Origin of the sequence: Bacillus sp. F2HM, assembly GCF_019266135.1 — a bacterium.
Taxonomy (GTDB): Bacteria; Bacillota; Bacilli; order Bacillales; family Bacillaceae; genus Bacillus; species Bacillus safensis.
In genome coordinates this window covers 1-12,490 of record NZ_LRMO01000007.1, presented here as the reverse complement: position 1 = coordinate 12,490, position 12,490 = coordinate 1, and the positions used below count along the sequence as shown (strand labels likewise).

11 protein-coding genes are annotated in these 12,490 nt (G+C 39.0%); 7 read left to right on the top strand and 4 right to left on the bottom strand.

Annotation, left to right across the window (positions count from 1 at the left end; translation table 11 throughout):
- Window positions 1-334: 334 nt before the first annotated feature.
- From jag to rpmH, 4 genes are all read right to left on the bottom strand, one after another.
- Complete coding sequence (gene jag / locus AWT60_RS04605) at window positions 335-958, bottom strand: RNA-binding cell elongation regulator Jag/EloR (protein WP_024424071.1); 624 nt, start codon at window positions 956-958, stop codon at window positions 335-337.
- Window positions 955-1,737: a YidC family membrane integrase SpoIIIJ gene (gene spoIIIJ / locus AWT60_RS04600; RefSeq protein WP_087976621.1), complete on the bottom strand. Its 783-nt coding sequence runs from the start codon at window positions 1,735-1,737 to the stop codon at window positions 955-957. Before spoIIIJ ends, jag begins: the two co-directional genes overlap by 4 nt.
- 158 nt (window positions 1,738-1,895) lie before the next feature.
- Window positions 1,896-2,255: a ribonuclease P protein component gene (rnpA, locus tag AWT60_RS04595; RefSeq protein WP_024427652.1), complete on the bottom strand. Its 360-nt coding sequence runs from the start codon at window positions 2,253-2,255 to the stop codon at window positions 1,896-1,898.
- A gap of 78 nt (window positions 2,256-2,333) precedes the next feature.
- On the bottom strand, window positions 2,334-2,468 hold the full coding sequence (rpmH, locus tag AWT60_RS04590) for a 50S ribosomal protein L34 (RefSeq protein WP_073208224.1): 135 nt from the start codon (window positions 2,466-2,468) through the stop codon (window positions 2,334-2,336).
- Between the two features lie 620 nt (window positions 2,469-3,088).
- On the opposite strand from rpmH, the gene dnaA reads away from it, so the two are divergent.
- From dnaA to gyrA, 7 genes are all read left to right on the top strand, one after another.
- A complete protein-coding gene (gene dnaA, locus AWT60_RS04585) occupies window positions 3,089-4,429 on the top strand; it encodes a chromosomal replication initiator protein DnaA (RefSeq protein WP_024424073.1) in 1,341 nt (446 codons plus the stop codon).
- A 196-nt stretch (window positions 4,430-4,625) separates the two neighbouring features.
- A complete protein-coding gene (dnaN, locus tag AWT60_RS04580; RefSeq protein ID WP_024424074.1) occupies window positions 4,626-5,762 on the top strand; it encodes a DNA polymerase III subunit beta in 1,137 nt (378 codons plus the stop codon).
- 150 nt (window positions 5,763-5,912) lie between these two features.
- Entirely contained in the window at window positions 5,913-6,128 is a 216-nt protein-coding gene (yaaA, locus tag AWT60_RS04575; protein ID WP_008360916.1) for a S4 domain-containing protein YaaA, read from the top strand.
- A 16-nt stretch (window positions 6,129-6,144) separates the two neighbouring features.
- A complete protein-coding gene (recF, locus tag AWT60_RS04570) occupies window positions 6,145-7,257 on the top strand; it encodes a DNA replication/repair protein RecF (RefSeq protein ID WP_041105878.1) in 1,113 nt (370 codons plus the stop codon).
- 17 nt (window positions 7,258-7,274) lie between these two features.
- Window positions 7,275-7,520 carry an extracellular matrix regulator RemB gene (gene remB, locus AWT60_RS04565; protein ID WP_034283648.1) on the top strand — a complete coding sequence of 82 codons (246 nt, stop codon included), beginning with the start codon at window positions 7,275-7,277 and terminating at the stop codon, window positions 7,518-7,520.
- Between the two features lie 57 nt (window positions 7,521-7,577).
- Window positions 7,578-9,494, top strand: a complete 1,917-nt coding sequence (gene gyrB / locus AWT60_RS04560; protein ID WP_024424077.1) for a DNA topoisomerase (ATP-hydrolyzing) subunit B — start codon at window positions 7,578-7,580, stop codon at window positions 9,492-9,494.
- Between the two features lie 232 nt (window positions 9,495-9,726).
- On the top strand, window positions 9,727-12,231 hold the full coding sequence (gene gyrA, locus AWT60_RS04555; protein WP_087976616.1) for a DNA gyrase subunit A: 2,505 nt from the start codon (window positions 9,727-9,729) through the stop codon (window positions 12,229-12,231).
- Window positions 12,232-12,490 lie beyond the last annotated feature (259 nt).

Here is a 12,490-nt window from a genome sequence, read left to right as displayed (position 1 = left end):
TATATCAAAAACGCTTAATCCAAAATTTAAAGATACCATAAATGAAAGCGAAGTGAAAGTATCTCATATCTAATTATCCACAGCTTTGCATCTTATCTATTTTAACACTTAACTTATCCACATGTGAATAACGACGTTTGAAACTTGTCTTCACATCTTACACCTAAATCCAATAAATTTAAACGCCCTGATCCCTATGCTTACTTGTTAAATTGGCGTTTTGCACCCATATCACACACTCATTTTTTAGAAATAAAGGATGAATCCTCTATAAAAAGCAATTTTTCAATAAAAAAAGACTAAAATCCAGCTTTGCTGAATCTTAGCCTTTCTGCTATTTTTTATACAGCACCACAACATGACGTTTGCTGCCTGTATCTTCAGATGCCGTTGCAAGTTCTTTAGAGAATGCAGCAATCGCATCATGAACAATTTTTCGTTCATTCGAAGGCATTGGTTCTAAATGAACCTTTCTCTTCGTTTTTAAAACCCGATTTGCTGTTTTGACTGCATATTGTTCAAGTGCTTCTTGTCGTTTCTTCCTATAATCGCCAATATCAATTGTTATATGATGATACTGATCAGAATAACGATTAAACACTAGCTGTACCAACGTTTCTAAAGAGTACAATGTTTGGCCTCTTTTTCCAATCATTAATGACGTTTTATCTCCATCAATGTGGTAAGAAATCTTTTTCGGTTCCTGTTTGGAAATAATCTTTGCTTTAGGATCAATAGACTTAACAATTTTATCTAAATACTGTGTAGCTAATTTAAATGCATTTATCTTTTCTACTAACTTGACCACAGCTTGTCTTTTACCAAATAATCCTAAAAACCCTTTATTTCCTTCATCTACTATTGTGATTTCTACTTCTTCTTGTAGTAGCTGAATTTGTTTAAGTCCGGAATCTACTGCTTCTTCGATTGTGCGACCGACAGCAGTTATTTCCTTCATTTTTTATTCCCGCCAGCTTTTTCTTTTGTATCAACTTTTACTTGAGGTGTTTTTATCACCAATGTTTGAATGATCATGAAAATGTTACCTACAACCCAGTACAATGAAAGTGCTGCTGGGAAACTAATTGCAAACACAACGATCATAATCGGCATCACCCATAGCATGATAGCCATTTGAGGGTTGTCCGAAGGATTTCCAGCCATCATCAGCTTTTGCTGAATGAAAGTAGCTACACCCGCAATAATCGGTAATAGAAACAATGGATCTGGGCTGCCTAAGTCAAACCATAAGAATGTATGCTTTTTAATTTCTGCTGTCCTCATAATTGCATGATAGAAACCAATAAGGATTGGCATTTGAATTAAAATTGGGAAACAGCCTGCTAATGGATTGACGCCATTTTTTTGAAAAAGGGCCATTGTTTCCTGCTGAAGCTGCTGCTGTGTTTTTTGATCTTTAGAGCTATATTTTTCACGAAGCTTTTTCAATTCAGGCTGTAATGCTTGCATCGCTTTTGTACTTCTTAACTGTTTAATCATTAATGGTAAAATAAGCAAGCGAATTAATAGTGTCACAATAATAATCGCTACACCATAGTTTTCACCAGTTAAGTTTGCCATGTACGTGATTAATTGAGATAGCGGGTAAACAATATAAGAATTCCAGAATCCCTTACTATCTGATGTAATTGGTTCATTGATCTGTGTACATCCTGCCAATAAAACCAATACGCCAATCAAGCTAAATATTAGTAATAATCGCCTTTTCAACAAGATTCCTCCCATTACTTCAAACTTTATTTAAGTTGGAATTGATTAAGAAAGTGACTCACCTAATCAGTATGGTAACATTTTTTCTTTGCAAAGTGGTGGTTTCATTTTAATTCACTAGATGAAGGAAGCGCTTTTAAAAATTGATTCAACGAAAGTTTCTATTACGAAGACTTTTTCGGTTGTTGTTGATAAACAGCGGATTTTCTAAATAAATGTTGGAGAGACTTCTTTGTTTCTTCAAAGGTCAATTCACTCGCTGGTTTTCGTGCAATGACAATGTAGTCTTTTTCTTGCTTTAACTTATGGCCTTCCTCTAAAAACACCTGACGGATCAGACGTTTTATTCGGTTTCTAATCACTGCATTACCAATCTTCTTACTGACAGACAATCCTAGACGCAGTTCAACTTGATTTGGCTGATCAAGCTGGTAAATAACGAATTGGCGATTTGCCATTGATTGACCTTTTTTGAACACCTTTTGAAACTCTTCATTTTTTTTTAGCCTGTTTCGCTTCTTCATGTTTTCTTCCACTCCGATAAAAACTGACAGTTCATTTACGATTTTATGTAAAAAAGACCACTGACATTATTCAGTGGCCTAAGCTGATAATTTTTTTCTACCTTTGCTGCGGCGTCGCTTTAAAACTAGACGTCCGTTTTTAGTACTCATACGGCTGCGGAAGCCATGAACTTTACTACGCTTACGGTTATTTGGTTGAAACGTTCTTTTCATTTATGACACCTCCCTGAGGAATAGCTGTTTAAGACAGTCTAACTCATTATATTTGTGTAACCCATCGATTGTCAATATCAATGATAAAACTCTTATTATCAACCTTATAAGCATAACATAAGTTATCAAACGAAGAAACCTTCTTTTTTAGTTTCCAGCATTTTATTCTCTTTTTCCTCCTAAAAGACCTTCAAAACAAGAATGTGGATATTTTTCCGGCATATTTAGACTATCCACACCCATTATCGACATTTTTTTCACACAAATAACCGATGTGGATAATTATTTTTCAACAGGATGTAAAGTGTGTGGATAAGTTTGTGACACCCATTGCACCATCTTGTTTATTTTGATATTATATTTGTGTTTTAACTCTTAATTACTTATCTGGCCCATTTATATTATCCACAATTTGTGGATAACCTGTGGAAAGTTATTACACAGCCTGTTGAATTGTTTATCCACAGCTTGTGTAATTTGTCGAAAAGACGTTTTTCTACTATATTAATTGTTTTCAACAATGTATGTGCACGAATGGTGATGACCATTTGCTCTTTTTCGTGTTCTATAACAGTTTGATATTGGTCATTTTAAAAAGAAAAGGAGGGGGGAGAAGCCTTATGGAAAATATTTTGGATCTGTGGAATAAAGCACTTCAAAAAATAGAGACAAAATTGAGCAAACCCAGTTTTGAGACATGGATGAAATCGACAAAAGCCCATTCTCTTCAGGGAGATACGCTTACAATTACGGCACCTAATGAATTTGCTAGAGATTGGCTCGAGTCAAGATATCTTCACTTAATTGCTGATACCATCTATGAACTAACAGGTGAAGAGCTCAGCATTAAATTTATTATTCCTCAAAATCAGGATGAAGAGGAAGCCATGCCAAAGTCTCCTATCAAAAAAATGTCTAAAGAAGAGCCCGTTGACATTCCACAAAATATGCTGAATCCAAAATATACATTTGATACTTTTGTTATTGGTTCAGGCAACCGTTTTGCTCATGCCGCTTCACTTGCAGTCGCGGAAGCACCAGCAAAAGCATATAACCCGCTTTTTATTTATGGGGGCGTTGGTTTAGGAAAGACTCACTTGATGCATGCGATTGGTCATTACGTGATCGACCATAATCCATCAGCCAAAGTGGTCTATCTATCATCTGAAAAATTTACTAATGAATTTATCAACTCAATCCGAGATAACAAAGCTGTCGACTTCCGTAACCGCTATCGGAATGTAGATGTGCTTTTGATAGATGATATTCAATTTTTAGCAGGAAAAGAACAAACACAAGAAGAGTTTTTCCATACATTCAACACACTTCACGAAGAAAGTAAGCAAATCGTCATTTCTAGTGACCGGCCTCCGAAGGAAATTCCGACACTTGAAGACAGATTACGCTCTCGATTTGAATGGGGCTTAATTACAGACATTACCCCGCCAGATCTAGAAACGCGTATCGCGATCCTGCGAAAAAAAGCAAAGGCAGAAGGCTTAGACATTCCAAATGAAGTCATGCTGTACATTGCCAATCAAATCGACAGCAACATTCGTGAGCTGGAGGGTGCTTTGATTCGTGTCGTTGCTTACTCATCTTTAATTAATAAAGACATTAATGCAGATCTAGCAGCTGAGGCGCTAAAGGACATCATTCCTTCATCAAAGCCTAAGGTCATTACAATTAAAGATATTCAAAGAATTGTAGGGCAGCAATTTAATATTCGATTAGAGGATTTCAAAGCAAAGAAACGTACAAAGTCAGTTGCTTATCCAAGACAAATTGCCATGTACCTCTCTAGAGAAATGACCGATTCCTCTCTGCCTAAAATCGGAGAAGAATTTGGCGGTCGTGATCATACGACTGTCATTCATGCTCATGAGAAGATTTCGAAATTAATTGTTGAAGATGAACAGCTTCAGCAGCATGTCAAAGAGATCAAAGAACAATTAAAATAACCAAGCTGATATAATGAGTACGGGAAAATGTGAATAACTAGAGCATAGTCATACACAGTCTGTCCACATGTGGATAGGCTGTCTTTCCTTTCTTTTTGTCGACTTATCCACATATTCACAAGCCCTACTATTACTTCTACGATTTTTATTAATAAAATATATATACATGTCATTAAGAAAATTTAGGAGGACCACTATGAAATTCACGATTCAAAAAGATCGTCTTGTCCAAAGTGTCCAAGATGTATTAAAGGCCGTATCCTCTAGAACAACGATTCCTATTTTGACAGGGATTAAAATTGTTGCGTCTGATGAAGGGGTTTCTCTAACAGGAAGCGATTCTGATATCTCAATTGAATCTTTCATTCCTCAAAGAGATGGAGATTTAGAGGTTATCACCATTGATCGTCCGGGAAGTATTGTGCTTCAAGCCCGCTTCTTTAGTGAAATTGTAAAGAAACTGCCTATGTCCACTGTCGAAATTGAAGTAGAACAAAATCACCTGACTATCATCCGTTCTGGTTCAGCAGAATTTAACTTAAACGGCTTAGATGCTGAAGAATATCCGCATCTTCCACAAATTGAAGAACATCATGCATTTCAAATTCCGACAGATTTGCTTAAAAACTTAATTCGTCAAACTGTTTTTGCAGTGTCCACCTCAGAAACACGACCTATCTTGACAGGTGTAAACTGGAAGGTCGAAAAAGGTGAATTAATATGCACAGCAACGGATAGCCACCGTCTTGCTTTAAGAAAAGCGAAGTTAGATATTAACGAGGAAAGTTCGTATAATGTCGTGATTCCAGGGAAGAGTTTAACTGAGCTAAGTAAAATTCTTGATGATGGACAAGATCTTGTGAGCATCGTCATTACAGAAACCCAAGTTCTTTTTAAAGCACAAAACGTGCTGTTCTTCTCAAGGTTGCTGGATGGAAATTATCCAGATACAGCCCGTCTGATCCCGCAAGAAAGTAAAACGGATGTCGTGGTCAACACGAAAGAGTTCCTTCAAGCCATTGATCGTGCATCACTTTTGGCAAGAGAAGGACGTAATAATGTCGTGAAACTGTCAGCTGATCCTGAACAAAGCCTTGAAATCTCTTCTAATTCGCCTGAGATCGGTAAAGTGGTGGAGACGGTTCAAGCAGATGACATTAAAGGGGAAGATCTTAAAATCTCCTTCAGTCCAAAATATATGCTGGATGCGTTAAAAGTATTAGAGGGAACAGATATTCATGTAAGCTTCACTGGTGCAATGAGACCGTTCCTGCTACGTACGCCGAATGATGATTCTATCTTGCAATTGATTCTTCCGGTAAGAACGTATTAATTCAATCTAAAATGGCTGCTGTGTGAGTGCACAGCAGCTTTTCTTCTCGTTTTCCATGCTTTCTTTCATCCCAGTTCGCTTTCCCCCTTTCCTTCTTGTCTTGTTTTTTAGTACAATTAGATATTAGTGATATTGAAAGAGGTCGATACAATGCCTAATCTTATAACCATTGAAACAGAAATGATTACATTAGGGCAGTTTTTGAAATTAGCCGAAGTCATCCAATCTGGCGGAATGGCGAAATGGTTTTTAAGTGAACATGAGGTGTTCATTAATCAAGAGCCAGATAATAGACGGGGACGCAAACTATACCCAGGAGATGTTGTCGAGATTGAAGGTTACGGCACATTTCAAGTTGTGAATTAGAAACGGGTGACAATACATGTACATTCAAAGTCTGGCGTTAACTTCATACCGAAACTATGAACACACCGAGCTTCAATTCGACAATAAGGTGAATGTCATGATCGGTGAGAATGCCCAAGGTAAAACGAACTTGATGGAAGCGATCTATGTATTGTCGATGGCAAAGTCTCATCGTACGTCAAATGATAAAGAACTTATCCGATGGGACCAAGACTATGCTAAAATAGAAGGTAGAGTCATTAAAAAAAATGGTCCACTCCCAATGCAGCTCGTGATCTCAAAAAAAGGGAAAAAGGGCAAGGTCAATCACATTGAACAACAGAAGCTCAGTCATTATGTTGGTGCATTAAACACCATCATGTTTGCGCCAGAGGACTTAAGTCTTGTGAAGGGCAGCCCGCAAATCCGCAGAAGATTCCTCGACATGGAGATTGGACAAGTTTCTGCTGTCTACTTGCATGATTTATCGCTCTATCAAAAAATTCTTTCTCAGCGGAATCATTACTTGAAACAATTGCAGACAAGAAAGCAATCGGATCAAGCGATGCTGGAGATTTTAACAGAGCAGTTGATTGATGCGGCAGCGAAAGTGGTCAAAAGACGACTGACTTTTACGAAACAGCTCGAAAAATGGGCGCAGCCGCTGCATTTTGGGATTTCTAGAGAGCTAGAAACACTTACGCTCCAATACCAGACGGCAATAGAGGTATCAGAAGCGTCAGACTTGTCGAAAATAAAGAATAGCTATGAAGAATCGTTTCAGAAACTAAGAGAGAGAGAAATTGACCGAGGAGTGACACTGTGGGGACCTCACAGAGATGACCTGCTTTTCTTTGTGAATGGTCGGGATGTTCAGACATATGGCTCTCAAGGGCAGCAAAGAACAACAGCTCTTTCACTAAAGCTGGCAGAAATTGATCTGATACATGAAGAAATCGGAGAATATCCTATTCTTCTACTTGATGATGTGTTATCTGAACTTGATGATTACAGACAGTCTCATTTGCTCCATACCATTCAGGGGCGAGTACAGACCTTCGTCACCACAACAAGTGTTGAAGGCATCGATCACGCCACCCTGAAAGAAGCGGAAATTTTCAGAGTAGCCAGTGGAAAAGTAATTGACTGATAAATGAGGTGTGAGTCTTGTATATTCATTTAGGTGATGATTGTGTTGTTTCTACACGAGAGATTGTCGCAATTGTTGATTACAAAATGAGGTCGTCTTCTGTTGTAGAAGAATTTCTACAAAAACAGGAGAAACATATCATTTCGTTATCACAAGGGACACCCAAATCCATTGTCGTCACAACTGAATCTGTTTATTACTCTCCTCTTTCCTCAAGCACGCTCAAAAAACGTGCTTCGTTTGTGATTGAAATTGAAGTCTAAAAGCTCAATTCATATAAATATATCGTTTAAGAAAAGTGTAGGTGAATGTACGTGGCAATGGAACAGCAACATAATAGTTATGATGAAAATCAGATACAGGTGCTTGAAGGACTAGAAGCTGTTAGAAAACGTCCAGGAATGTACATTGGGTCAACCAATGCAAAAGGGCTTCACCATCTTGTATGGGAAATTGTCGACAACAGTATTGATGAGGCATTAGCTGGTTATTGTACAGACATTACAGTGCAAATTGAAAAAGATAACAGTATTACAGTAAAAGATAATGGCCGCGGGATTCCTGTTGGAATTCATGAGAAAATGGGGCGTCCTGCCGTAGAGGTCATTATGACTGTTCTTCACGCTGGCGGTAAATTTGACGGCAGCGGTTATAAAGTATCTGGCGGTCTGCATGGTGTAGGGGCATCTGTTGTAAATGCATTATCTACTACCTTAGACGTGACCGTATACCGTGACGGAAAAATTCATTATCAGCAGTTCAAACGCGGTGTTCCAGTGGGAGATTTAGAGGTTATTGGTGAAACAGATGTAACCGGGACAACCACTCACTTTGTGCCAGATCCAGAAATTTTCACGGAAACCATTGAATTTGATTACGATACACTTGCCAACCGTGTTCGTGAGTTAGCCTTCTTAACAAAAGGTGTAAACATCATCATTGAAGACTTGCGTGAAGGCAAAGAGCGGAGAAATGAATACTGCTACGAAGGCGGTATTAAGAGCTATGTAGAACATTTAAACCGCTCAAAAGAAGTCGTTCATGAAGAACCTGTTTACATCGAAGGTGAGAAAGACGGAATTACGGTTGAAGTGGCTTTACAATACAACGATTCCTATACAAGCAATATCTATTCCTTCGCCAACAACATCAACACGTATGAAGGCGGAACACACGAAGCTGGCTTTAAAACCGGTCTAACGCGTGTCATCAATGACTATGCTCGTAAAAATGGCGTATTCAAAGATGGGGATGCGAATTTAAGTGGGGAAGATGTGCGAGAAGGCTTAACAGCCATTATCTCCATCAAGCATCCAGACCCTCAATTCGAAGGCCAAACGAAGACAAAGCTTGGGAACTCAGAAGCGAGAACCATCACAGACTCCCTTTTCTCTGAAGCACTTGAGAAATTCTTGCTTGAAAATCCTGATTCTGCGAAAAAAATTGTGGAAAAAGGACTGATGGCGGCTCGTGCAAGAATGGCTGCCAAAAAAGCTCGTGAGCTGACAAGACGTAAAAGTGCACTGGAAGTCTCCAGCTTACCTGGGAAACTAGCGGACTGTTCTTCTAAAGATCCTTCCATCTCTGAACTCTATATTGTAGAGGGAGATTCTGCGGGCGGATCTGCTAAACAAGGCCGTGATCGTCACTTCCAAGCGATCTTACCGTTAAGAGGGAAGATCCTAAACGTAGAAAAAGCTCGTTTAGATAAAATTTTATCGAACAACGAGGTTCGTTCAATGATCACAGCGTTAGGAACTGGAATCGGAGAAGACTTTACTTTAGAGAAAGCACGCTATCACAAAATTGTGATCATGACAGATGCCGATGTGGATGGAGCACATATTCGAACGCTGCTCTTAACATTCTTCTATCGCTACATGCGTGAAATCATTGAAAACGGTTATGTGTATATTGCGCAGCCGCCTTTATATAAAGTGCAGCAAGGAAAACGTGTGGAGTACGTGTATAACGATAAACAGCTGGATGAGCTGTTAAAATCACTTCCTCAAACACCAAAGCCTGGACTTCAGCGTTATAAAGGTCTTGGAGAAATGAATGCTGCTCAGCTTTGGGAAACAACAATGGACCCTGATGCGAGAACACTTCTTCAAGTCACACTTGAGGATGCGATCGATGCTGATGAGACATTTGAAATGCTGATGGGAGATAAAGTAGAGCCGAGACGGAACTTTATCGAAGAAAATGCGCAATACGTGAAAAACCTTGATATTTAGATGAATCCCTCCTGAGAACAACCTTATTTCTTGTTTGGAATAAGGTTGTTTTTCAAGAAACAGGGGTGTGAAACGAATGTCCTGGTTTTCCGTGTTTTCGTTGATTTTCTAGTAAATTAATGTGTATAAAGCCGAGATTATTGATATAATGGAGAATAGTCTTGTGAAGATAAATACATATTTTACTCCCACATAATTTATTTCATGTGATACGTAAAGGGAGGTTCTTATAGTGAGTGAACAACATACACCAAATGTACGCGAAGTGAATATTAGTCAAGAAATGCGTACGTCCTTTTTAGATTATGCAATGAGTGTTATTGTTTCGCGTGCATTACCAGATGTGCGAGATGGCTTGAAGCCCGTGCATCGAAGAATTTTGTATGCGATGAATGACCTAGGTATGACAAGTGATAAACCATTTAAGAAATCTGCACGTATCGTTGGGGAAGTTATCGGTAAGTACCACCCTCACGGTGACAGCGCTGTATACGAAGCGATGGTTCGTATGGCACAAGACTTCAACTATCGAAATATGCTAGTTGAAGGACACGGGAACTTTGGTTCTGTCGATGGAGACGGTGCAGCAGCAATGCGTTATACTGAGGCGCGTCTATCTAAAATTTCAATGGAAATCCTTCGTGATATTACCAAGGATACGATTGATTATCAAGATAACTACGATGGCAGTGAAAGAGAACCAATCGTCATGCCTGCTCGTTTCCCGAACTTATTAGTCAACGGGGCAACAGGTATCGCTGTAGGGATGGCAACCAACATTCCGCCTCACCAGCTAGGTGAAGTGATTGATGGGGTACTGGCGATAAGTCAAAACCCAGAAATGACAACACAGGAACTAATGGAGATCATTCCAGGACCAGACTTCCCGACTGCGGGACAAATCATCGGCCGAAGCGGAATCCGCAAAGCATATGAAACAGGCCGGGGCTCTATTACATTACGTGCAAATTCTATTATTGAAGAAACATCCAGCGGTAAACAGCGGATTGTTATCAATGAAATTCCATATCAGGTCAACAAAGCACGTTTGATCGAAAAAATCGCTGATCTTGTGCGCGATAAAAAGATCGATGGCATTACAGATCTGCGTGACGAGTCTGATCGTAATGGAATGCGGATTGTGATTGAACTGCGAAGAGACGCGAACGTCCACGTTCTATTAAACAATCTTTATAAACAAACGACACTGCAAACGTCATTTGGGATCAACCTATTGGCACTAGTTGATGGACAGCCGAAAGTCTTGTCTCTCAAACAATGTCTTGAATATTATTTAGAGCATCAAAAAGTGATCATTCGCAGAAGAACAGCATATGAACTTCGTAAAGCTGAAGCAAGAGCTCATATTCTAGAAGGTTTAAGAATCGCTCTTGACCACTTAGATGAAGTCATTGCATTAATCAGAAGCTCTCAAACTGCGGAAATCGCGAGAAATGGCTTAATGGAGAACTATAGCTTGTCCGAAAAACAAGCACAGGCCATTCTTGATATGCGTCTTCAGCGCTTAACTGGTTTGGAAAGAGAAAAGATAGAAGAAGAATACAAAGGACTTGTTGATTTGATTGCTGAGTTGAAAGCCATTTTAGCAGACAATGAAAAAGTTCTTGAAATCATTAGAGAAGAATTAACAGAAATCAAAGAACGTTTCAATGATACGCGCCGTACTGAAATTGTAACAGCAGGTATTGAAACAATTGAAGACGAAGATTTGATTCCTGTTGAGAACATCGTGATTACGCTGACTCATAATGGTTATATCAAGCGTCTGCCTGCATCAACATACCGCAGTCAAAAAAGAGGCGGTAAAGGTGTTCAGGGAATGGGAACCAATGAGGATGATTTCGTAGAACAGCTGATTTCAACATCTACCCATGATACGATCCTCTTCTTCTCTAATAAAGGGAAGGTTTATCGTGCGAAGGGATATGAGATTCCTGAATTCGGACGGACAGCGAAAGGGATTCCGATTATTAACCTGCTTGAAGTAGAAAAGGGAGAGTGGATTAATGCCATTATTCCAGTAAGCGAATTTGATGAAGATTCGTATCTCTTCTTTACAACAAGACATGGTGTATCAAAACGAACATCATTGTCTCAGTTTGCCAACATTCGAAACAATGGACTTATCGCATTAAGTCTTCGTGACGAAGATGAACTGATGGCTGTCCGTTTAACCAATGGAGAAAAACAAATCATCATTGGTACGAAAAAAGGTATGCTGATTCGTTTCGACGAGACAGATGTTCGTGAAATGGGGCGTACGGCAGCTGGCGTGAAAGGAATTACGCTTTCTGAAGATGACATCGTCGTTGGGATGGAAATCCTTGAGCCAGATGCAAACGTATTGATTGTCACCGAAAAAGGATATGGTAAGTTAACACCTGAAAAAGAATACCGTGTTCAAAGTCGGGGCGGTAAAGGTCTTAAAACATGTAAAATCACTGACAATAATGGTCCGCTTGTCGCAGTGAAGGCGACGAATGCTGAAGCTGAAGAGGACTTGATGATTATTACAGGAAGCGGTGTGATCATTCGTATGGCCGTTTCAGACATTTCAACAACAGGTCGAGTCACTCAAGGTGTCCGCCTGATTCGTCTAGGTGATGATGAACATGTCGCTACAGTGGCATTAGTTGAACAATCACAAGAAGATGATGAAGAGAATTCTGAAGAAAACGTAGAAACTATAGAGTCAGATCAAGAGCAATCTGAGTAAAAATAAAGCCGGTTCTTCACCGGCTTTATTTTTTTCTGAAAAAACATGAGTTTTTTTGAAATTTATAATGCTTTTTTCATAGATATGTGTTAATCTTTCAAAGGAGCAAAAAGAGGCTCTATTTTTTATCTCTTTTACAGTGGAAACTTCTTAAAAAAATAAAATGTTTTTCAAGAAAAATGTTGACTGTTGATAGAGATATATGATATATTTAAGTGGTCGCTTTGAGAGAGTGACACACAAGTTCTTTGAAAACTAA

Bases quoted from the DNA above. Each gene is read 5' to 3' on its own strand.
- gyrB (WP_024424077.1), top strand. From the start codon at position 7,578: ATGGAACAGCAACATAATAGTTATGATGAAAATCAGATACAGGTGCTT.
- jag (WP_024424071.1), bottom strand. From the start codon at position 958: ATGAAGGAAATAACTGCTGTCGGTCGCACAATCGAAGAAGCAGTAGAT.
- recF (WP_041105878.1), top strand. From the start codon at position 6,145: ATGTACATTCAAAGTCTGGCGTTAACTTCATACCGAAACTATGAACAC.
- dnaN (WP_024424074.1), top strand. From the start codon at position 4,626: ATGAAATTCACGATTCAAAAAGATCGTCTTGTCCAAAGTGTCCAAGAT.
- rpmH (WP_073208224.1), bottom strand. From the start codon at position 2,468: ATGAAAAGAACGTTTCAACCAAATAACCGTAAGCGTAGTAAAGTTCAT.
- dnaA (WP_024424073.1), top strand. From the start codon at position 3,089: ATGGAAAATATTTTGGATCTGTGGAATAAAGCACTTCAAAAAATAGAG.
- yaaA (WP_008360916.1), top strand. From the start codon at position 5,913: ATGCCTAATCTTATAACCATTGAAACAGAAATGATTACATTAGGGCAG.
- rnpA (WP_024427652.1), bottom strand. From the start codon at position 2,255: ATGAAGAAGCGAAACAGGCTAAAAAAAAATGAAGAGTTTCAAAAGGTG.